The organism is Cytobacillus sp. GQ23 (assembly GCF_059758675.1).
On sequence record NZ_JCAXER010000034.1, the window covers coordinates 13,239 to 36,350 of the forward strand.

Consider the following 23,112-nt stretch of genomic DNA (forward strand, 5'->3'; position numbering starts at 1 on the left):
CCTCTGTGGCCCATTAATAACAGCTCCGTCTGCATTATATTACTCACAAGTATTACCTAATATCACTATTGGGAAAGCCTGGGAATTATCTGAATTTTACATTAGTAAATAGAAAAAGTTGTGTCATACTCAAAAAGGGAACGTATATTCTTATTTTACACTGGGGGATGTGAAATGGAAAGTGTTGAAGCAGCTTATATTGCGGGAATAATAGACAGTGAAGGAACCAATCACTCTAACCAGGAGACATGCGAGTGAGCAGCGCCGTTTTTTTCTAACTATAGCCCCTTCTGAGTTTTGTTTTCATACTTATTTTCTTTAATAAGATCATAACTCTCTCATTTTAAATAGGATTCAAAGCGAATTCCTATAAATGACCATTACACTTTTTATTTAATGGGTTGAAAAGCAATATAATCAATTTAACAGGGTAATAAAATGTTAGGTTAGCAGCCATGAATTAAAATTATATGTAAAAACAATTTAAAGGGACGCTGATAATATCAGCATCCCAACAGTATTTATCCAACAGTCTGTACATCTTTTTTCTTCATATTATTATACAAATTGTAATAAAGTCCTTCTTCTTGGAGCAAGGTTTCATGGGTGCCATTTTCAACTATTCTTCCTTCCTTCAAAACAATGATTTTATCTGCATTTTTAATTGTCGATAACCTGTGAGCAATTATAATTTTTGTGCTATTTAACTCTAAGAGGCTGTCGTGAACAATCCGTTCAGAAATATTATCTAGAGCACTTGAAGCCTCATCCAATACTAAAATAGGGGTCTTTCGAATTAATGCACGGGCAATTAATATACGCTGAATTTGCCCTCCTGAAAGATTATTACCACCTTCTGATATCTTAGTATGAAAATTCATTGGCAGACTCATAATATCTGAGTAAATATTTGCTTGTTTGGTTGCTTTAATAACATCCTCAATAGCTATATCCTTTTGAAACATTGTGATATTTTCGAGAATGGTTCGATTGAATAATTTTGATTCCTGAAGAACTGAACTAATCTGTTTCCTTAAAGAAACCCTGGTGTGCTTGTCCATCTTATAATGATCTAAACTGATCTCTCCATCCGTAGGAGTATAAAATCCTAACAGCAGCTTTGCCAAGGTACTCTTTCCTGATCCAGATGGTCCAACAATTGCCACAGTTTCACCTTTCTTTACCTTAAATGATACATTTGAAACTACCTGGTTAGAATATTTGGAATATTTAAAGCAAACGTTTTTAAATTCGATCTCTCCTCCTAACTCCATATTTATAAATTCTTTACTATAATCTTCAGTTGTTGAAGTTATTACATCTTTTATTCGCTGAAAATAGGATCCTATACTTAAAATTTGAGTGTAACTGCTGCTTAGAGATACGATCGGGCTAATGAACGAAGATGAAATTGTACTAAAAGCTACTAGAACACCTATAGTAATATCACCTCTTATCAAATAAAAACTTCCGAACCATAACATAGATAGAGGTACTATTAATTGGATTGAACTAGTAATGGCTTGAATACTTCCACTCCAAATATTTAATTTTTCCGCAGTTTTAACCTCTTTCGTAAAGCTTTCTTGCCAATTATTAAAAATAGTATTTTCTAAACCTAACATTTTTATATCTGAAATACCGTTTATACTATCCGCTAAAATTGTTTGTACATCTGCCTGATTTGATACATTCTCATCAGAAAGTGTTTTTATTATCCGGGTATTAACTAATAGTACTGTTACAATTAGCACACTGATTGAGATTAAGATTAAACTTAAGGGGACTGAATATGTAAACATTATTATCATGTAACTAATCACTAGCAACACATCAATAAACAAAGAAATGGTTGTGCTTGATAATAGTTGTTTAATTAGAGAGTTGGAATTTGCTCTGAATATTAAGTCTCCACTTGCCCGATTTCCGAAAAATAAGTAGGGTAACCTTAACAGGACACTCATAAATTTTGACATGATCTTAACATCTAAACTGGATTGGAATTTAGCGATAACTAAAGATCTAGAAATAGAGAGAAACAAGTTACCGAGTAGAATAAATAGTAATACTGCTCCAGTACTAGCCAACAAATTAAAATCGGTAGCCCCTAAGATTTTATCTGTAAACTTCTGTGTAATTATAGGAATTGAAATAGCTACAGCTTGCAGGAAACATGTCAAGAGAATTAGCGTGAATAATAGCTTTTTTGACTCTTTTAAAAAACTTAAGAAAACATTTTGTTTTTGTTTTTTCTTTTTAGTAAAAGCATCAGTCGGAACAGCAGTTAAAATGTTTCCCGTAAACGCTCCAGAGAATTCCTGAATAGTATATTTCTTCCTCCCGTTAGAGGGATCTACAATAAAAAAATGTTTTTTAGTAATCCTTTCCAAAATAACATAATGATTATAGTTCCAATGTAATATTATTGGTAAATCAAATTGCTTCAGCCCGCCTACATCCACTCTGTACCCCTTACTCTTCAGTCCCATTTCATTGGCCATACATGCTATATCATAAAATGAATAACCGCTTGCTAATGATCCATATTCATCTCGAAGTTCTGATAATGTGACATGATGACTATGATAATTTAATAGCATAGCTAAGCATGCTAAACCACATTCACTATGCTCCATCTGACCTATAAATGGGAGCCTTTTCTTAATTTTTATGACTATCCACTCCTTTTGAATGTTATGTTCAATTGTTGTTAAAAGGAAGACAGGTAATTTCTTAAAAAACACGGTTAACGACAAACGCTTTAGAAAAATTACCCTTAGGGAGGTTAATACATGATAAATTATATAGTTTGATAGTTACAGTTTCAAACAAATATTCCAAAATATAACTATTTTCATATTGAACTAGAAATCGGTAGAATGCGCGAGAATTTATTGGATTTTTTAATTAATCCTTAGCATAACTATAGTTATATTATTTGACTATTTAAAATACTTGTTGAACTATGTTTTTTTTTGCATTAGCATTCTATTTGCAACACGAAGTAAAATTTTAGGAGGTAGGAATTATGTCAAACGAAGCACTAATTAAAGCCTGGAAAAACCCAGAAGAAAGAGGGAGCGCTAATCACCCAAGTGGCAGAAGCTTCAACGAATTAAGCTTTGAAGAAATGATCGCTGTAAATGGAGCAGCTGAAACACAAGCAACTCCAACCATTATTTCAGCACTTACGCTACCAACAGCTACTCAATGTATTTCAGCTGCCGCATCATTAATTGGAAGTGCTTCTCTAAGCGCGATCAGCGGTATTGTAACATATAACAAAAACTGCCTTGGATAATAGGAGGGAACTAATATGAGTTCTGAAGAAATCATTTTAAGTTGGAAGAACCCTGAAAGCCGTCAAAAAGTGGAGAATCATCCGTCAGGTACAAGTTTTAATGAATTAGAGTTTGATGAAATGCTATCAGTTTGTGGTGGAAGTGGAGATATTAAACCGGAAGCAACACCTACAATTGCTCTTACTTCTGCACTTGTATCAGCACCAGCTAGTTTTGTCGGCTCATACCTTGTAACAAAAGTATTTTGTAAATAATTTTACTGAAGGGCCAAAAATGTTATTGCGTTTTTGGCTCCTTTCACTATAAGAAGGAGGGGTACCATGCAAACAGAAATTGGAGTAGATATTTTAACTTTTATGAAAGGCCTTACCTTAAATGAGCGCTATAACATCATAAAAAATGAAGACAATGGAGCTTTTGATGATGAGAGTTTTCAAAAATGGAGAGAAAGAAAGAATATAGTACAGCCACATAGCTTTGAAAAAATGCTTGAAATCATGGATTATAATCAGAATGTGTTTTCTAAAGCGGTTAACCCTAATGCGCTAATGTCAGTTGAACGTGAAGATATACATACTTTCTTGGAAGATCAAACCTGGTATAAGGTGTTTCAAAAGGCATTTAATCTGTTAAAACAAGATAATAGTGAATATGACAATTCTAAAGGTTTTAGTTTTATTCTACGGCCTTTCACGTTATATGTTGAAAAAGAAGTATCTTCCCATTTTGAAAAGTACAGCACTGTTTTTAATAAACAGGTCATTAATGATGTCTTATATGCTTTTACATATAACTCAGTACAAATTTCCATGAAAACTCTTCTTTTAGAACTAAATGTTTCTAGAGTACGCGGTGAATTAAGCGGAGATACACCAGAAGATAGGTTTCACTCTTTTAACAGATTGTTTACAGATAAAAAGAGATTAAATGATTTCTATTCTGAGTACATCGTACTAACAAGATTACTTTCTACTAATGCCCATTTTACTGTTAAGAACACCATCGATTTTTTGGATAATCTAACCCAAAATAAAACAGCCATATACAAAGAATTTGACCTGGATGAGGGAGAAATAGTTAAGGGCATTTCGCCTGGTTTGGGTGACTCCCATAATGAAGGAAAAGCTGTTATATCATTTGTTCTAAGCTCAGGAAAGAAGTTCCTTTATAAACCGAGAAATTCACAAGTAGCAATTGCCTACCATAATTTAATTAATTGGCTAAATAGTAAAGAGTCCATCTTAGATATGGATACTTATAGAATTATTAACTTTGACAATAAGTTCTCTGTCGAAGAGTTTGTTCCTCAGATGGATTGCAGCAGCACTGATGAAATTAAAGATTATTATATAAAGTTTGGGCAAATACTTGCCGTAATGTACATTTTGAATGGAACAGATATGCACATGGAAAATATCATTGCAAAAGGAGCTTCGCCAGTAATAGTAGATACTGAAACACTTTTGCATACTAGTGTCCCATTAACAAGTTTGGATAATGCCCATTATAAAGCAAGCACAAAAAAAATTGACTTCGTTTCGAGTACTTTACTGCTTCCTGGTGAAATAAAGTTCAACACTTTACAGAAAGCAGGAATTGATCTTAGCGCCCTAAACGGGCAAGAAAGAACATTACCATATGAAGTTCAAGGAATAATAAACAATAACACTGACACAATGATGTATGGAATGGTTGAGTCAAAAATGGCAGGCTCAAACAACCTTCCAATGTACAATAATCAAATTGTCCCGTATCAAGATTATGTCGAAGAGATTATTAATGGGTTTAGAAAAACCTGTCTGGTGATTATGGACCATAAAGAAGAGCTGCTGAGTAGCGATGGCGTTTTAAAGCAATTTGAAAATTTAAAAGTAAGAATAATAGCTAAAGGAACTTCTCAGTATGCTTCATTATTAGCATATACTTACCACCCTGACTTTTTAAGGGATGCCCTGGACAGAGACAAAATCTTAGAAAATATATGGGGATATCCTTACCAATATAAAGAAGTTATCAGAAGTGAGTATAGAGACATGCTCAACGATGACATACCTATATTCTTTAATAATGTAAATTCAACAGATTTGATAGATAGTAAAGGAAATGTGATTAAGGAAATATATAAAGAGACTGCATATAATAGGTTACTAAATAAAATTAGACAACTGGATGAAAATGAAATCAATAAACAAATTTCAGTTATAAAGGTACAGACGGGAAAAGTGGCAAAAGAGAAAATAGAAGTACCTCTTAGTCTAAATGATATTATCAATAAAAAAGAATTAACAGAATCAAATGAGGTTGTTGATGTTTTTATCCAGGAAGCCATAAAGGTTGAGCGCGAATTAAGGAAACTAGCTATTTATTCAGATGATGAACAAACTGTCACTTGGTTAGATATTTTTGAAGTAGGTGACTCCTATAATATTACTGCCCTGCCCAGTGACTTATATGATGGCCTTGCTGGAGTTTTTATATTCTATTATAACCTTTATAAAGTCACTAAGGACAAAGAGTATAGGGAATTTGCAAATAAAGTTCTAGTTGCCGCAGAACATATCATTAATCACAAAGACAATCATTCGGCTATAACTGGTAAATTTTCATTACTGTACCCTTATTCAATTTTATTCTTGGAAGAAAATGATACTGAGGCAGAGAAGAAATTAGACAAATTATTAGAGTTAATTAGCGAGAACATCAATTCAATAGAACATTTTGATTGGATTGAAGGAACTGCTGGAATAGCTGCTGTTGTATTGAACCTATTAGAGCAAACTAAAAACCTTGACTATTTAACAACTTCCATTATGCTGGGCAATAAGTTAGTTCAACAGTTAAATAATTCAGAAGAAGATTTGATCGGCGGGTTTGCCCACGGTGCAAGTTCCATCGCTTTAGTCTTACTTAGATTAGGACACCTAACTAATGTTAAATCATTTACCGAAAAAGGATTAGAGATACTGAACCAAGATCGATCATTTTTTTCTATTGAACATAACGGTTGGCTAAATAAGGCTATTTATGATCCTTCTTTAATTAGATATGACTGGTGTCATGGTTCATTAGGGATTGGCATAAGCAGAATACTCTTAACTAAATATTACGCTGATGAGAATCTGCAAAGTGAAATTGAAAGAGCCTTGCAGATGACTTATGAAAGTAAGTATAGAGAAAGTGATTGTATCTGTCATGGCAACATGGGAGCAACCGAAATTTTAGTTGCCGCATCTCAATATCTGCAGAATGACGAATACCTATTACAAGCAAGAAAGCTGGCTATGGGAATTATGGAGGACGCCAAAGAGCGTGGTCAATACCTAACTGTTGGTTTAGATCATTTTCCTAAGATCGGGATGTTCACGGGTCTTGCTGGTATAGGTAACCAATTATTAAGAGTCTCTTCACCGAATTCTGTAAAGTCAGTTCTAACTTTAGAATGATTTGGAGGATAGGAATGCATGAAAAAAATCTTCGTTTACATCGGTTCTAGAAATGATGAATCCACTTTAACAATATATTTAAAAAAATTGATAGAACGGCTGAAAGAAGTCGACTCAGATATCCATATAGATTTACACACAGCATCATCAACAAATATTAATCACTCAACAGGTTGTAAAAATTGCTTTACAAAAGGATACTGCAATCAGGATCAGTTAGTTGAAGATAATATGGACAAAATTAAAAATCAATTATTAAATGCAGATTTCATCATCTTAGGCAGCCCGGTATATTCTCATAATGTTTCTGGGGATATGAAGGCTTTTATTGATAGACTTGCATACTGGGGGCATCTATTCAGGTTAGCAGGTAAACCAGGGATGTTTTTTGCTTCAGGAACTAATGGTCTAAATTATGTCCTAAGTTACATGGAGAAGGTGATGAACTATATGGGGGTCGTTGGCGTAGGTAGAGTTAGTTTAATTCCTGATCCCGCTTTGTTTGACGACATAGAGGATAATATTGAAAGTATCATTGCTTATACCAGAGGAGATAAAGAGGTAAAGAGTAATGATACGATAGAGGCTGCCTTCCTTTCGTATCGATTTTTGTTCAATAACTATCCTAAGGACCACGCTGAGTATCTGTATTGGAAAAATAATGGACTTTTTGAATGCGAGAATTTTGTAGAATACCTAGATAAAATAAAGATTTCAGTTTAACTATAAATATCAAAAAATTTAGGGAAGCCAGCAGAACTGAGCTTCCCTCTTTCGCTTTACATCTTCAATTCTTACAACTATAGAGGGTGATTTTTAATGTATTTATTAGTATCAATTTTTTTCACTACCATTTTAGGGTGTTTCTTATTCATGATGGGTCCATTATTTGCGAAAATTACTATTTTTGGAATAGTAGTGGGTACTTTGTTTAGGATGCTATATTTAATCAATTACATAAGCAGAAGACTCCCTAGGTTACCCAATGAAGTCAAAAACAATTCTCAAATTAATCCTAAACAATGAGGCCTCTTGCTGAGCATACCTATACACGTTTAACCACTAACACGGGATAAGCAAATAGGTGAATAAATATTAAACTCTAGTTTATACAACGCCATCTGCTTCTTGTCCAAATAGTAACCAGCTGGTTCAGCCTGCATTTAATTTGGCAACAGCCTTTGTTATATACCTGGGGGGATGCGGTAAAATATCTTTAAACAAATGATTTGTAATTTTTTTGAATTTTACGGAAAGTTAACTTTACATAAATTTCAGTTCATTATATAATGATGGAAAGTTAACTTTCCCTTGCGAAGGAGTTAAGGTATGCAGAACAGATTAGAAGAAATTAGAAAGAAATGCGGAATAAAACAAGAGGAACTTGCTTCCGCATTAGAAGTAAGCCGACAAACAATTGGCTCGTTAGAAAACGGAAGATATAACCCTTCCATTATTTTGGCTTTTAAAATTGCAAGATTTTTTAACATGAGTATTGAAGACATTTTTATTTATGAGGAGGAAACATACAATGAAAAATAAACTAACTTTAAGTTGGTTTATAACCATTTTGGGATCTTTTTTACTGGTATCAGGTATTGTTTTGGGGGCCGTTGGAGCTGATGTTTTAAACATCCCTTTTGATAGATTGGATTTAGTTCCAATTGCTGTAGGGGGATGTGGATTTATGCTTCTATTTGGTGGTGTTATGGTAATATTAGATAATAAATATAAGACTAAAGAGGATGTAATTGAAGAAAATGATGAGAGAAATATAGTGATTAAGCAAAAAGCAAAGTCTAAAGCCTTTGACCTTATGGTCGTAATGTTTTGCTTAGGACTTTTAACATTAACTTTATTCGGATATATGAATGAAGTATCCTTTTTTAGTCTTATAGGTCTTTATTTATTATCAGTGTTCTACTATGGTTACCAGCTTGTAATTAATAAGAAGGCTATGTAACAGAATTCTGCCTATTGAACCATATCCCTTTCCTTAACAAAAGATCAGCTGTTCATTACGGACAGCTGATCATAATCAATGCTGAGAGTGGAACCAACTAAACAGGTATACACTCTACAGAACTATAGTATTTTCTCCCATTTGAGTTATTCTTTATATTTATCTCTAATTCTTTTAATTCAGCCAATTTGTAATATGTTTGTTCTTTATGACAAATTCTTATTGCCTCCTGGCAATGAGAAATGGCTTTTTTAATATCTCCATAATAGAATGCAGCCTGTGAGCAAAGAAAATAGATATTAATGATAAGAAATCTGCTATAGTGAAGATTGAAAAAAGGGAGCTTATTTAACCTTTTTAAAATGTCGATTTGAAGATTATAAGCTTCCTCAATTTCTTCACAACGTAATAAAAAGGTGATTTTACTACTCAACATATTTATTTCTTCAAGTGAATAGAACTTTTTATTAATAAATAAATTATCAATTATTTTTATAGAGAGCCTATGGTTATTAGTGATTTCACTAATACAAATCGCTTCTTGCCAAAGCAAATAACTCATAGCAGCATCATTATTTTTAAAGTTTGGATTCCTCTTTTCTAATTTAATTAATTCATAAGCCGTAAAGAAATCCTTTTCCTCGGTATGACGACAAATTTCTTCAATTGTAATTTGTACATAATTTGCTGCATTAAAGTCATCTGAAAAAAAATAACCAATTGGAACACCTAATTTTTTACTTAACTCATATAATAAGTGAGCAGATGGGTAAAGTTCTTCGTGCTTTTCTATTTTACTTATCATAGCTTGAGAACAAATCCCTTCTGCTACTTCAGCTTGAGTAAGAGTGTACTTATTTCTCAGATATTTAAGCTTCTCTCCAATAGAATGACCCATTTTTTCCTCCACAGTTAAAAATATTTAATTATTCTAACCTATGTTGTTGTACATCATAAGAAGGTCCACTCATCATTCTTGAAATAATGATTCTGCTGCTTTTGGCAAACTTCATTTACAAAAATCCAGCAAAATATAATCCATGGCTTGCCTATCGTAAATGTTTTATACCTTAATCACTGTATCTTTTTTCCTAAACAATAGCATTAATTAAACTTTAATTCCCCCTCATAGTAAGATTACACAATTAGTATAAAATAACTGTAATGGCAGGGGGCGAGAAATCAATAAAATTCAAAAAGATGAACTATTTTTTTTAATCGATGCAATTATCAGGGGTTAAAATAAATCCTATGAACAAAAACTTAACCAAAAAAGTTTTTGTAGTTAGCTAAATTCAAAAAAACTTAATAAATTGAACTGAAAAGGGTTAAGCGGATGATCAAAGTATTTTTCTATGCAACTATAAGGACATTTCAATTAGTTGTACATTTACTCAAAAATATTCCTATTAAATTAGAAATTATTTAATAACAAGTTCAATAATTTGAATTATATTGGTTTTTATTTAATTTAATTCAAAAATACAACTCCCATATTCGACAGGATACCATCCCCTATAAACTTACAAAATATTACCATATATAGTAATATATACATATACAAAATTGAGAAAGGGGGGGTAAAGTGCTGGAGAGTTTTACTTTTGGTCAACAGATCAAATATGTAAGAACTTTAAAAAGAATTAATCAACGTGAACTTGCTATTGGGATTTGCTCAGTTTCATATCTTTCTAAGATTGAAAATGGAGTCATTTATCCCAGTGAAGAGATTAAAAATTTAATAATAAAAAGATTAGGTATCGAAGATAATTTTCAAATTAATGAAAATGAGGAAAAAGAGATTCAAGAGTTTTATAATTTCTTATTAAATAAGGACATCCAAAGTGCTAATAAGGTTTTCAAAAAACTTTTAGATAAGGACTTTAGTGAAGCATTAAAATCTAGATTTGAAGTCATATCAATTTTCTATTTCGTGGAAACAAAACAGTTCAGGGAACTCCCTCATCTGATTCAATCCATATTTTCTAAGGAAGCCCAGCTTTCATCTGAGCTAAGGTATATCTTTTATAAAGCATTGGGTTATTATTACTACCATACACAAAAAGCAGAAAAGTCATTTTATTTTTTCGAAAAATCAGTAAATCTAGTATCCATGTTTACTTTAAGTAACTTAGAATTGGCTGACTTGTATTATGCGTATTCACTGGCCGCAGCAAGATTAAAAAAGACCTCTACATGTTTAAAATATTGTCAATCAGCTCTAGGGCTTTACCAAGAGCTATACCTGTTTAAGAGATGTGTAGACTGTCATGTTTTATTGGGGATTATTCATCGAAGAAATAATAATATAGAAGAAGCAATATCCCATTATCAAACATCATTAGATTTAGCAGGCAAGATCCAATATCAAGACATTTTCCTGACGATCCAACATAATTTAGGTTATCTATACGGTGTAATCGGAGAGATAGATAAAGCAATTGAACTTTTTCAGGAAATTTTAAGTAAAGAGGATCAACTAACTCCTTTGGTTCACGCACAAACTATCCTTTCTTTAGTTAAGGAACTTCATAAAAAAGGTAGTAATAAAGAGATATTTCAACTTTTACAGAATGGCTTTGATTTATTAGCAATTTACCCGAACCTAAAAAACCAACTTTATATAGAATTTAACTTTTATAATTTATTATTACATGAAAAATATGAAGAAATACATAAAATTATGTTCTCTAAAATAGTTCCTGCATTAGAAAAGGATAAGAAGTATTTTTCTTTATCGAATTATTGTAAGTTTCTGGGTGACCACTATTATTCTATTGGAAAATATAAAAATGCAGCTAATTTTTTTGTAATGTCAAGGGAATACTTAAAGAAATCACATCTAACAGTATAAGGAGTGTTATTATGAATAAAAAATTTCTACTAATTTCTTCATTTACTATCGGTATACTTATGAGCGGTTGCTCAGCTGGAGTTAATTATTCTAAGGGTAATTTAAATAATTTGGACCACAATACAATTGCCAGGGACGACGAAATACTCCCCCCTTTAATTGTTAAACCGAAACCACATAATAACAAAGTTTAAAAAATAAACTCCAAAGCTATTTAATAGCAATGGAGTTTTCTTATACTTTGTCCCTCTTATGCAGATCAAAAGTTTGGAATAATTAATATAAACTTCATGCAGTATTAAAAGCGAATAATATTACTTATTCTTTAAAGCAAAAGTATAAACTCATACGCTTTAAGCTTTATAACAAATAAAAAACCACCAAATATGTATTTGGTGGAGACGGAGGGAGTCGAACCCTCGTCCAGAAATATCGGCACTTAAGCTTCTACGAGTGTAGTCGATATATTCGCAGTTCGCTGATCCTTATGCCTATCGACGGGCGTCCGGCCAGCTAGCCTGGTTGTTCTCTTCCTTCATCCTCAGGCGGTGGAATCCGGCGTAGCCCACTAAGAGTGAGTCCGCTACCCTACCACATGGGCGATGGAGGGGCGAACCGCTAAAGGCCTATTAGGCAGCTAAAGCGAAGTTGTTTTGAGTTTTGCCAGTTATTGGCTTTGACGTTTTAACGAGGCCGATCCCCTCGACTCGCAACCTAAGCTCGAACTATCCCTGTCGAATCCGTAGCGTCCCCATTATAAAAGGTCTGCGCCGAATCTTATTCAGCACGCTAACGTTCGGATAAGCTCGAAATAGATGAGCTAAAGTTTATGTCACTCGCTGTGACAATTACTATTATAACACACTGAACTCATTTTTCAATTGTAAGGTTCTGGATTTACATTTTCTGTCTTTCGCGGAAAGCACGCTCTACTTCACGCTTGGCTTCTTTCTTCTTCAGATCCTCACGCTTGTCATATTTCTTTTTACCACGCGCCAGGCCAATTAAAACTTTGGCATAACCATTTTTGAGGTACATTTTTAATGGAACGATTGAGTAGCCAACTTCCTTAGACTCACCAATCAGCTTGCTGATTTCTTTTCTGTGCAAGAGAAGCTTTCTGGTCCTTAGCGGGTCATGATTGTAGCGGTTCCCCTGCTCATAAGGACTGACGTGCATGCCGAAAAGATAGATTTCATTATTTTGAATTCTGGCATATGAGTCCTTCAGATTCACTTTGCCCGCACGGATCGATTTAATCTCTGTCCCCTGCAGAACAATGCCCGCTTCATATGTTTCTTCTATAGCATAGTCATGATATGCCTTTTTATTTTGCGCAACCATTTTGCCAGTTCCTTTTGGCATATTAAATCCCCCTTTGCTCCCTTTTCCTTTAATCAGGAAATGCAGCATCCGTTCTCTAGCGGTTCCTCTATTATAGCAAAATTGCGGGCCCCTCTCAACGCGGAGCCCTGCCAGGAAGGAAAGAGAGAGCCTCAAAGGCCCTCCCGCTTTTTAACGCTTCTTTTTCTTCCGCTTTGCTTTCGGCGCATTCTCGTAATGTTTTTTCTCTTTTTTCTTTCTCGGGCCGCCTGAACTGTTTCCTTTTCCTTGGTCAGACTTCCCTCTGCGAGGCTTTTTCTCTGTGCTGCCTGTCTTGAACACCTTTGGCGCTTCACGGGTTTCCCGTCTGCGGGTTCCCTTCATGCCGACGATTTCAAAATCAATCGAGCGTTCATCCTTGTTAACATTTACGACACGGACCGTAATCTCGTCGCCAATGCGGAAGACATTACCCGTACGCTCCCCGATCATTGCCATCTGGCGTTCGTCATAGCGGTAATAATCATCCGTCATATAGCTGACGTGGATAAGACCTTCAATTGTGTTAGGAAGCTCGACAAACATGCCAAAGTTTGTAACAGAGCTGATGATCCCATCATATTCCTCGCCGATTTTATCAGCCATATATTCCGCTTTCTTCAGCTCGTCTGTTTCGCGTTCCGCTTCAACTGCACGGCGTTCCATATTGGAAGAGTGCTCCGCAATATCCGGCAGCTGCACGTTCCATTTTTCCCTTGTCGCCTGATCCAGCTTACCTTCAATTAAATAAGTGCGGATAAGTCTGTGGACAATTAAGTCCGGGTAACGGCGGATCGGTGATGTGAAGTGTGTGTAAAACTCTGTTGATAACCCGAAGTGCCCAAGGCTCTCTTCAAAGTACTTCGCCTGCTGCATTGACCGGAGCATCACTGTACTTACAACCATTTCTTCCGGTTTTCCCTGAACCTCTTCGATAATTTCCTGAAGTGCCCGCGGGTGTACAGAATTAGCTGTTCCTTTTACAATATAGCCGAAGTTTGTGATAAACTCGAAAAATCTTCTGAGCTTATCTTCCTTCGGATCTTCATGAATACGGTAGATAAACGGCACATCCATCCAATGGAAGTGCTCAGCAACCGTTTCATTCGCTGCCAGCATAAACTCTTCAATCAGGCGCTCCGCAATCGAGCGTTCGCGCAAAGCGACATCTGTCGGGTTGCCATCTTCATCCACAATAACCTTCGCTTCTTTAAAATCAAAGTCGATGGCTCCGCGGTGCATTCTTTTTTTACGAAGGATCAGAGAAAGCTCCTTCATCAGCTCAAACATCGGCACAAGAGATTGATACCTGTTGATAAGTTCCTCGTCCTGCTCTTCCAGGATCTTATTCACATCTGAATAAGTCATTCGCTCCGTTGTTTTAATCACACTCTGGAAAATCTCGTGATTCACCACTTCCCCATCCGATGTGATTTCCATCTCACAGGAAAGGGTAAGCCGGTCTACCTTCGGATTCAATGAGCAAATGCCATTTGATAATCGATGCGGTATCATCGGGATGACCCGGTCCACTAAATACACAGAGGTTGCCCGCTCCTCAGCTTCCCTGTCAATCGGAGAATCCTCACGTACATAGTATGTGACATCGGCAATATGAACGCCCAGCTTGTAATTGCCGTTATCCATTTTCTTAACCATTACTGCATCGTCAAGATCCTTTGCATCTGCACCGTCTATTGTGACAATGACTTCGTTTCTCAAGTCACGGCGGTTTTCAAGCTCACTTGGATCAATCGTATCCGGCGTTTCCTCGGCCTGCTTAAGCACCTCTTCCGGAAACTCAAGCGGAAGGCCATGTTTGTGAATAACAGACAGAATATCCACACCCGGATCGTTTTTATGCCCAAGTATGTCGATAACTTCTCCTTCTGCACTCTTTCTGCCTTCTGGATAAGTCGTCAGTTTTACAACGACCTTGTGTCCTTCCACAGCCCCCTTAGATGCTGCTTTAGGGATAAAAATATCGCTGGCAAACTTTTTATCATCCGGAATGACAAATCCAAAATGCTTGCTTTCCGTATAGGTTCCGACAATTTGTGTGACACCGCGCTCTAAGATGCGCACAATCGTGCCTTCCCGCCTCTGGCCTGAACTTTCAGTCGTCACACGGGCAAGAACAATATCGCCATTTAAGGCATTATTTGTTTCATTGGGCGGAATAAATATATCATCCATTCCCTGCTCTTCCGGAATAACAAAGGCAAACCCCTTTGCATGGCCGGAAAGCTTCCCGCGGATCAGGTTCATTTTTTCCGGGAGGCCATAGCGGTTGCTTCTCGTTCTGACGACAAGCCCTTTTTCCTCCATCACAACAAGCGCCTTGACGAAATCCTTGAAGCCTGTGGAATCCTCAATTCCAAATGCAGCCTCCAGCTCCTGGACCGTCAATGGCTTATATGCTTCATCTTTCATGTAATGAAGCAGCTTGTCGATCAGCTGTTGTATATTATTTTCCATATCTTCTTCCCTCCTTGGGGAGATTATTTGTTTTTATTCTTCCCAATCAAGCTGCTCTAAAAACTCATAAACATCTTCATGCAGCTGGTCACGCTCTTTATCAAGAGTAATGACGTGCCCGGATTCTTCATACCACTTCAGCTTTTTTAAGTCATTCTCCACTTCATTGAAAATGATGTTAGCACTATCGGTATTGATCATATGATCATGACGTGCCTGTACAACAAATGTTGGAGAGTAAATCATATCCACATGATTGCGCACATCCGCGATCAGTTCCTGGAGTGCCTTTAATGTATTCATCGGTGTTTTCTGAAACTCTTGCATTTCCTGCTCAATTTGGTCTTCCGTCTTTCCTTCAAGTCTTTTATATTCTCTTGCATAGCTCAGAATTCCTTCATACATGACTTCTTCGCTTTTTATGTACATAGGTGCGCACATCGGGACAATACCCTTTACAGGTACAGTGTAACCTAATTTAAGGGAAAATACGCCGCCAAGGGAAAGTCCGGCCACCGCAATTTCATTATGTCCCTTGTTTTTTAGAAATTCGTACCCTTCCATGACATCTTTCCACCAATCTTCCGGGCCTGTATGAACAAGCTCTTCAGGCGGAACCCCATGTCCCTTATATTGCGGTGCATGGCAGGTGTAGCCCTTAGTCTCAAGAAACCTCGCCATCATTCGTACATCTGCTGTATTTCCAGTAAAGCCATGCAGGAGCAGGACTGCTCTTTTTCCATTTCCAAATGTAAACGGTTTTGGTGCAACAACTCTCATTGATAAAACTCCTTTTACCTTTATAATTCCTATAATTTTATTAATCAAACGTTTGATTGAATCCGCATTCCTTATTTTTAGCAAACAGAGGGAGAACATGCCAATAAAAAGCATTCTTAAGGGCATCTGCCAATAAAAAAATAAAAGCCTGACCTTCTGAAGGCCAGGCGCTGCATTCATTTATATTGCAAAATAAGATACTAAAACAGTAAGGATAAAGAATAAAACAGAAAGAACCACCGTGACGCGGTGAAGAACCAGATCAATACCTCTCGCTTTTTGCTTTCCAAAAAGCTGCTCAGCCCCACCTGAAATGGCACCGGAAAGACCTGCGCTTTTACCAGACTGAAGGAGTACAACTACAATAAGAGCAATCGAAACAATGACTAAAAGGGTAATCAATAATGTATGCATGAAGCCACCTCCTGAAAACGTACAATCACATTATTCTTAATTTATCACATTTTGGTGGTATTCACAATAGAATTTTAAGGCTCGACACAAGAGGATGGGCTATATAGTGCACTTTCAGGCGGTTTTACGTGCAAAAGCACTCAAAATCTGTTTTAGATTTACTTGAATAACTAGTTTATGTGCGGATAGCACCGTTTTTTGTGCGGACAGCACCCTTTTTTGTGCGGATAAAATTTTTTATGTGCGCAAAGCATGAATTTTTGTGCGGATAAATAATTTTATATGCGTTCAAATAGCTCCGAGCCTTTTCCCATCAAAAAACAGCCGCCCCACCCGGGACGGCTGCACAGCAAAATTACTTGCTCAAGTTATAGAAAGATTTTAATCCATCGTATACAGCTAAATCGCCAAGCTCGTCTTCGATGCGAAGAAGCTGGTTGTATTTCGCGATACGGTCTGTACGTGACATAGAACCAGTTTTGATTTGGCCAGCGTTTGTTGCAACAGCGATGTCAGCAATTGTCGCGTCTTCTGTTTCACCGGAACGGTGAGATACAACTGCAGTGTAGCCTGCACGCTTTGCCATTTCGATAGCTTCGAACGTTTCAGTTAATGTACCGATTTGGTTTACTTTGATCAGGATTGAGTTGCCAACTCCCTGCTCGATACCTTGAGCAAGCTTCTTCGTGTTTGTAACGAATAAGTCATCACCAACAAGCTGAACTTTTCCGCCAATGCGGTCAGTTAATAGTTTATGGCCTTCCCAGTCGTTTTCATCAAGACCATCTTCAATTGAGATGATTGGGAACTCATTTACAAGCTCTTCATAGAAGTTGACCATATCTTCAGAAGTTAAGCCAGTGCGGCCTTCCCCTGCAAGATCGTATTTGCCTGTTTCTTTGTTGTAGAACTCGGAAGAAGCAACGTCCATTGCAAGGTAGATATCTTTACCAGCTTCGTAGCCAGCATTAGAGATCGCTTCGATGATAACTTCAAGCGCTTCACGGTTAGAACCAAGGTTTGGAGCAAAACCGCCTTCGTCACCTACAGCTGTATTTAGTCCTTTGCCAGATAAAACTTTCTTTAATGAATGGAATACTTCAGCACCCATGCGGATAGCTTCTTTGAAAGTAGGCGCTCCTACAGGCATGATCATGAATTCCTGGAAGTCCACATTGTTGTCAGCATGAGATCCGCCGTTGATGATGTTCATCATTGGTGTTGGAAGCTGCTTCGAGTTGAAGCCTCCAAGGTAACGGTATAAAGGAAGTCCTACAGACTCAGCAGCTGCATGTGCACAAGCCATAGATACGCCAAGGATAGCGTTAGCGCCAAGCTTGCCTTTGTTTTCAGTTCCATCTAATGCGATCATTGTGCGGTCGATGCCAACCTGGTCTGTTACGTCCAAGCCGATTACAGCTTCTGCAATCAGGTTGTTCACGTTATCTACCGCTTTTTGAACACCTTTTCCAAGGTAGCGGGACTTGTCGCCGTCACGAAGCTCTACTGCTTCGTGCTCACCAGTGGATGCTCCAGAAGGAACAATCGCGCGTCCGAAAAATCCTGACTCTGTTAAAACTTCAACTTCAACTGTTGGGTTACCGCGGGAATCCAATACTTCACGTGCGTATACTTGTTCGATAAATGGCATAGTAATTCTCTCCTTTATGGTAAAAAGTTATTTTCGACAAAATTCGGGTGGTGCCTGTCACTTTTTCAGTAATGATGTTCCTGTCATTTCAGCCGGTTTTTCTAGTCCAAGCAGGTCCAGAACAGTTGGAGCTAGGTCTCCTAGAATTCCGTCTGTTCGTAGTTCTGAGCCATCCTGTGTGACGATGACCGGAACCGGATTTGTTGTGTGGGCAGTCATCGGACTGCCTTCCAGTGTAATAACCTCGTCGGCATTTCCATGGTCAGCTGTGATGATCGCTTTTCCGCCTTTTGAAATAATCAGGTCAACAATTTTTCCAAGACATTCGTCAACCGTTTCAACCGCCTTAATTGTAGGCTCAAGCATACCTGAATGCCCCACCATATCCGGGTTGGCAAAGTTCAGGATGATCGCATCGAATTTGTCAGCTTCTACTTCCTTCAGCAACGCGTCCGTCACTTCATAAGCACTCATTTCAGGCTTAAGGTCATAGGTAGCTACTTTTGGTGAGTCGATCAGAATCCGCTCTTCGCCAGGGAACTTCTCTTCCCGTCCGCCGCTCATAAAGAACGTCACATGAGGGTATTTCTCTGTTTCTGCAATGCGCAGCTGTTTTTTTCCGTTTTGCGCCAATACCTCACCAAGGGTATTATCAAGGTTCGTCGGTTTGAACGCAACATATCCGTCAACCGTTTCACTGAAGTGGGTTAAACATACGAAAAACAAGTTCTCCGGATGTCCTGGCCCTCTATCAAAGGAACGGAAGTCTTTGTTTGTAAAAGTGTTCGAAATCTGAATTGCCCGGTCAGGACGGAAGTTATAGAAAATAACTGCATCATCCTTCTTAACCGTTGCAACCGGCTTGCCATCTTCTGCTGTAATGACAGATGGAATGACGAACTCATCAAAGATACCATTTTTATAGTTATCTTCAACTAAATCCAGGGGATCGCTATAAGCAGGGCCATCGCCATACACCATGGAACGGTAAGACTTTTCCACACGCTCCCAGCGTTTGTCGCGGTCCATCGAATAATAACGGCCGGAGATCGTCGCAAATTTGCCGACTCCGTACTCCTTCATTTTTTCCTGTGTTTCTTTAATGTAGCCTGTTGCCGTTTGCGGGCCAACATCACGTCCATCAAGGAATCCATGAACATAGACATTCTTAACGCCTTCTTCAGCGGCCATGCGAAGCAGTGCGAATAAATGCTGAATATGGCTGTGAACGCCTCCATCTGAAAGAAGTCCCATCAAATGAAGATCCGTGCCAGTTTTTTTCACATGGTCAAGCGCAGAACGGAAAGTATCGTTTTTCTCAAACTGCCCTTCACGAATGGCCACGTTCACTCTTGTAAGACTCTGATAAACAATCCGGCCTGCGCCGATGTTTAAGTGTCCTACTTCAGAGTTTCCCATTTGCCCTTCCGGAAGACCTACTGCTTCCCCGCTTGCTGTCAGCGTTGCGTTAGGGTAGGTATTCCAGTAGCGTTCGAAGTTTGGTTTCTTTGCCTGGGCAACGGCATTTCCCATCCGCTCGCCACGCAATGCGAAACCATCTAAGATGATTAATGCAACTGGAGATTTACTCATTCTTGCCTGCCTCCAATAATTGAAGAAAGTCTGTAGGCTGTAAGCTCGCGCCGCCTACAAGAGCTCCGTCAATATCAGGCTGGCTCATATATTCTTTGATGTTTCCAGGCTTTACACTGCCGCCGTACTGAATGCGGACTGCATCTGCTGCAGCCTGTGAAAATTGCTTTGCAACAACTGAACGGATATGGGCACATACCTCATTCGCATCTGCAGAAGTAGAAGATTTGCCTGTTCCGATTGCCCAGATTGGCTCATAAGCAATAACCGTTTGTTTTACCTGTTCTTCTGTTAAGCCAGCCAGGGCCTTCTCAACCTGAGAGCCTACTAGGTCCATGGTTTCGCCATTTTCCCGCTGTTCTAAAGATTCGCCGACACAAACGATTGGCGTTAAATTGTGTTTGAATGCAGCCAATGTCTTTTTATTAACGGACTCGTCTGTTTCATTAAACATTTCACGTCGCTCAGAATGTCCAAGGATTACGTATTTAACCCCAAGGTCTTCAAGCGCGACCGGGCTGATTTCGCCTGTGAAAGCTCCACTTTCCTCAAAGTGCATGTTTTGCGCTCCGATTTCAACATCGGATCCCTTTGAGCTTTCAGCAAGGCGCTCCAGGAATAGCGCAGGTGCACATACAACTGTATCTACCTGCTCTTTCCCAGGCACTAAGCCACTGATTTCTTCAAGAAAGACTTTCGCTTCCGGAAGTGTTTTATGCATTTTCCAGTTTCCAGCAATAATTGGTTTGCGCATGGTGCACGTCCTTTCATGCATTTTAATAGTGTCTTGTATTCGACAAATTTCGGGTGGTGCCTGTCACTGCTTATCGTTTAAAGCAACAACGCCAGGCAGAGCTTTTCCTTCCATAAATTCAAGGGAAGCGCCGCCGCCTGTTGAGATATGGCTCATGCGGTCTGCAAGGTGGAATTTTTCAACTGCTGCTGCAGAATCGCCGCCGCCAATGACTGAATATGTATCGTTTGCTTCTGCTAAAGCCTCAGCCACTGCTCTTGTACCGCCTGCAAATTTATTTAATTCGAACACACCCATTGGTCCGTTCCAAATGACAAGTTTTGAATTCTGGATGACATCGCTGTAGATATCGCGCGTTTTAGGTCCGATATCAAGTGCTTCCCAATCAGAAGGAATTTCTTCAATTGCGACTGTCTTAATATTGGCTTCCTCTGAAAAATCGTCTGCAACCACAACGTCAACAGGCATGTAGAAGTTCACACCTTTTTCCTTTGCTTTTTCCATAAACGATTTTGCAAGGTCAATTTTATCTTCTTCAAGAAGTGACTTTCCTACTTCGTGGCCGTTAGCTTTTACAAAGGTATAAGCAAGCCCTCCGCCAATGATCAGGTTGTCTACTTTTTCAAGAAGGTTTTCAATTACGCCAATCTTATCTTTTACTTTTGCACCGCCGATGATAGCTGTAAATGGGCGCTCAGGATTGGAAAGTGCTTTTCCAAGTACATCAAGTTCCTTTTCCATCAAAAGTCCTGATACGGCAGGAAGATGATGAGCAATACCTTCTGTTGAAGCATGGGCACGGTGTGCTGCTCCAAATGCATCATTCACATACACATCTGCAAGCTCAGCAAATGCCTTTGCAAGCTCCGGATCATTCTTTTCCTCGCCGGCATAGAAACGCACGTTTTCAAGAAGCAGAACATCTCCTTCACTTAACTTGTCAACCATAGCTTTTACAGAATCACCATATGCTTCATCCGCCTTCTTCACTTCTTTGCCTAGAAGCTCGGACAAACGCTTTGCTACTGGTGTTAAACGCAATTCTTCAACAACTGAACCCTTCGGACGGCCCAAATGGCTGGCTAAGATTACTTTTGCACCCTGGTTCATCAAGTATTCAATCGTTGGAAGAGCTGCTTTGATGCGAGTTTCATCTGTTACCTGCCCCTCTTTCATCGGAACATTGAAATCAACCCGGCAGAATACACGCTTACCCTTTAACTCCACATCTTTAACGCTTTTTTTGTTCATAGCAAAAGGACCTCCTTACCAGAAAAGCGAAAAGCGCCCTGCCTGACGACTCATAAGCTTAAGCCTCAGGTTCCGGGGCTTAGCACCATCCCAGTTAAATAGTTTTACTTAAAACAAAAGGGAGAGGGAATGTTTCCCTGCTCCCCTTTTACCCTTATCCATTATAGACGTTAGCGATTTGAATATCCAACAAGATGAGGTGTTTTTTTAGAGAAAAAATTCAGCTTGTGAACTCTTCGCAAAACGAATATTTTTGATTAAAGTCCTTTTTGAGCGATGTAGTCAACAAGGTCAACTACACGGTTAGAGTAACCAGTTTCGTTATCATACCATGAGATTACTTTTACCATGTTGCCTTCCATAACCATTGTAGAAAGTGCATCGATTGTAGATGATGCAGGGTTTCCGTTGTAGTCTCCAGATACTAATGGCTCTTCGCTGTAAGCAAGGATGCCTTTAAGGTCGCCTTCAGCAGCTGCTTTAAGTGCATTGTTTACTTCTTCAGCAGTTACGTCTTTGTCAAGCTCAGCAACAAGGTCAACAAGAGAAACGTTTGGAGTTGGAACACGCATAGCTCCACCGTTCAGTTTGCCTTTAAGTTCAGGCAATACTAGAGATACTGCTTTTGCAGCTCCAGTAGTTGTAGGAATGATGTTTTCAGCTGCTGCACGTGCACGGCGGTAGTCCTTGTGCGGCAAGTCAAGAATTTGCTGGTCATTTGTGTATGAGTGAACAGTTGTCATCATACCGCGTTTGATTCCGAAGCTGTCGTTCAATACTTTTGCAAATGGAGCCAAGCAGTTTGTTGTACAAGATGCATTAGAGATTACATGGTGGTTTGCAGCATCATATTTCTCATGGTTAACACCCATAACAACTGTGATATCTTCATCAGATGCAGGAGCTGAGATGATTACTTTCTTCGCACCAGCTTCAAGATGTTTCGCAGCGTCAGCACGCTTTGTGAAACGGCCAGTTGATTCTACTACTACTTCTACGCCAAGATCTCCCCATCCTAATTGAGCAGGATCGCGCTCAGCAAGAACCTTCACTTTATGGCCGCCAACAACTAGAGAGTCGCCGTCAACAGTTACTTCTTCATTTAATGTTCCGTGTACGGAATCATATTTTAAAAGGTGTGCAAGCATGTTTGCATCTGTAAGGTCATTAACTGCTACAACCTCTACATTAGGGTTTTTAAGAGCTGCACGGAAAACAACGCGCCCGATTCTTCCAAATCCGTTAATACCAACTTTAACTGCCATGA

At 38.3% G+C, this 23,112-nt stretch carries 18 protein-coding genes and 1 other RNA gene; 7 read left to right on the forward strand and 12 right to left on the reverse strand.

The features are described from left to right. Positions 1 to 521: 521 nt before the first annotated feature. Positions 522 to 2,744: a peptidase domain-containing ABC transporter gene (locus AC6CHU_RS22420; protein ID WP_159863656.1), complete on the reverse strand. Its 2,223-nt coding sequence runs from the start codon at positions 2,742 to 2,744 to the stop codon at positions 522 to 524. A 284-nt stretch (positions 2,745 to 3,028) separates the two neighbouring features. Between AC6CHU_RS22420 and AC6CHU_RS22425 the strand changes: the two genes are divergently transcribed. The 6 genes from AC6CHU_RS22425 (at position 3,029) to AC6CHU_RS22450 (ending at position 8,708) form a co-directional block, all read left to right on the forward strand. Beyond that, the gene (locus AC6CHU_RS22425; protein ID WP_159863657.1) at positions 3,029 to 3,301 is read left to right on the forward strand and encodes a mersacidin family lantibiotic; all 273 of its coding nucleotides are present in this window, start codon (positions 3,029 to 3,031) and stop codon (positions 3,299 to 3,301) included. Positions 3,302 to 3,316: 15 nt separating this feature from the next. After that, on the forward strand, positions 3,317 to 3,556 hold the full coding sequence (locus AC6CHU_RS22430) for a lichenicidin A2 family type 2 lantibiotic (RefSeq protein WP_159863658.1): 240 nt from the start codon (positions 3,317 to 3,319) through the stop codon (positions 3,554 to 3,556). A gap of 66 nt (positions 3,557 to 3,622) precedes the next feature. After that, on the forward strand, positions 3,623 to 6,745 hold the full coding sequence (locus AC6CHU_RS22435) for a type 2 lanthipeptide synthetase LanM family protein (RefSeq protein ID WP_498122830.1): 3,123 nt from the start codon (positions 3,623 to 3,625) through the stop codon (positions 6,743 to 6,745). Positions 6,746 to 6,763: 18 nt separating this feature from the next. Continuing rightward, positions 6,764 to 7,468, forward strand: a complete 705-nt coding sequence (locus AC6CHU_RS22440; protein WP_159863660.1) for a flavodoxin family protein — start codon at positions 6,764 to 6,766, stop codon at positions 7,466 to 7,468. Between the two features lie 606 nt (positions 7,469 to 8,074). Then, positions 8,075 to 8,287: a helix-turn-helix transcriptional regulator gene (locus tag AC6CHU_RS22445; RefSeq protein WP_498122831.1), complete on the forward strand. Its 213-nt coding sequence runs from the start codon at positions 8,075 to 8,077 to the stop codon at positions 8,285 to 8,287. Then, the gene (locus AC6CHU_RS22450) at positions 8,277 to 8,708 is read left to right on the forward strand and encodes a hypothetical protein (protein ID WP_498122832.1); all 432 of its coding nucleotides are present in this window, start codon (positions 8,277 to 8,279) and stop codon (positions 8,706 to 8,708) included. Before AC6CHU_RS22445 ends, AC6CHU_RS22450 begins: the two co-directional genes overlap by 11 nt. A gap of 97 nt (positions 8,709 to 8,805) precedes the next feature. On the opposite strand, the gene AC6CHU_RS22455 is transcribed toward AC6CHU_RS22450, so the two are convergent. Beyond that, positions 8,806 to 9,606 carry a helix-turn-helix domain-containing protein gene (locus AC6CHU_RS22455; RefSeq protein ID WP_159863663.1) on the reverse strand — a complete coding sequence of 267 codons (801 nt, stop codon included), beginning with the start codon at positions 9,604 to 9,606 and terminating at the stop codon, positions 8,806 to 8,808. Between the two features lie 687 nt (positions 9,607 to 10,293). Here AC6CHU_RS22455 and AC6CHU_RS22460 point away from each other — a divergent pair. Continuing rightward, positions 10,294 to 11,562 carry a helix-turn-helix domain-containing protein gene (locus AC6CHU_RS22460; protein WP_159863664.1) on the forward strand — a complete coding sequence of 423 codons (1,269 nt, stop codon included), beginning with the start codon at positions 10,294 to 10,296 and terminating at the stop codon, positions 11,560 to 11,562. Between the two features lie 393 nt (positions 11,563 to 11,955). On the opposite strand, the gene ssrA is transcribed toward AC6CHU_RS22460, so the two are convergent. From ssrA to gap, 10 genes are all read right to left on the reverse strand, one after another. Further along, positions 11,956 to 12,315: a transfer-messenger RNA gene (ssrA, locus tag AC6CHU_RS22465) on the reverse strand. A 144-nt stretch (positions 12,316 to 12,459) separates the two neighbouring features. Then, positions 12,460 to 12,927 (reverse strand): SsrA-binding protein SmpB, encoded by a 468-nt coding sequence (smpB, locus tag AC6CHU_RS22470; protein WP_009331807.1) that lies wholly within the window; start codon positions 12,925 to 12,927, stop codon positions 12,460 to 12,462. A 150-nt stretch (positions 12,928 to 13,077) separates the two neighbouring features. Next, the gene (rnr, locus tag AC6CHU_RS22475; protein ID WP_251284507.1) at positions 13,078 to 15,402 is read right to left on the reverse strand and encodes a ribonuclease R; all 2,325 of its coding nucleotides are present in this window, start codon (positions 15,400 to 15,402) and stop codon (positions 13,078 to 13,080) included. A 33-nt stretch (positions 15,403 to 15,435) separates the two neighbouring features. After that, complete coding sequence (locus AC6CHU_RS22480; protein WP_159863666.1) at positions 15,436 to 16,182, reverse strand: alpha/beta hydrolase; 747 nt, start codon at positions 16,180 to 16,182, stop codon at positions 15,436 to 15,438. 180 nt (positions 16,183 to 16,362) lie between these two features. Next, the gene (secG, locus tag AC6CHU_RS22485) at positions 16,363 to 16,596 is read right to left on the reverse strand and encodes a preprotein translocase subunit SecG (protein WP_159863667.1); all 234 of its coding nucleotides are present in this window, start codon (positions 16,594 to 16,596) and stop codon (positions 16,363 to 16,365) included. Between the two features lie 355 nt (positions 16,597 to 16,951). Further along, positions 16,952 to 18,247, reverse strand: a complete 1,296-nt coding sequence (gene eno / locus AC6CHU_RS22490) for a phosphopyruvate hydratase (protein WP_159863668.1) — start codon at positions 18,245 to 18,247, stop codon at positions 16,952 to 16,954. 57 nt (positions 18,248 to 18,304) lie between these two features. Next, positions 18,305 to 19,840, reverse strand: a complete 1,536-nt coding sequence (gene gpmI, locus AC6CHU_RS22495) for a 2,3-bisphosphoglycerate-independent phosphoglycerate mutase (protein ID WP_498122834.1) — start codon at positions 19,838 to 19,840, stop codon at positions 18,305 to 18,307. Continuing rightward, the gene (gene tpiA / locus AC6CHU_RS22500; protein WP_159863670.1) at positions 19,833 to 20,594 is read right to left on the reverse strand and encodes a triose-phosphate isomerase; all 762 of its coding nucleotides are present in this window, start codon (positions 20,592 to 20,594) and stop codon (positions 19,833 to 19,835) included. Before tpiA ends, gpmI begins: the two co-directional genes overlap by 8 nt. A gap of 63 nt (positions 20,595 to 20,657) precedes the next feature. Beyond that, positions 20,658 to 21,845, reverse strand: coding sequence for a phosphoglycerate kinase (locus tag AC6CHU_RS22505; protein WP_159863671.1), 1,188 nt, complete (start codon positions 21,843 to 21,845; stop codon positions 20,658 to 20,660). A 257-nt stretch (positions 21,846 to 22,102) separates the two neighbouring features. After that, positions 22,103 to 23,110 carry a type I glyceraldehyde-3-phosphate dehydrogenase gene (gap, locus tag AC6CHU_RS22510; protein WP_159863672.1) on the reverse strand — a complete coding sequence of 336 codons (1,008 nt, stop codon included), beginning with the start codon at positions 23,108 to 23,110 and terminating at the stop codon, positions 22,103 to 22,105. Between the last annotated feature and the right edge of the window lie 2 nt (positions 23,111 to 23,112).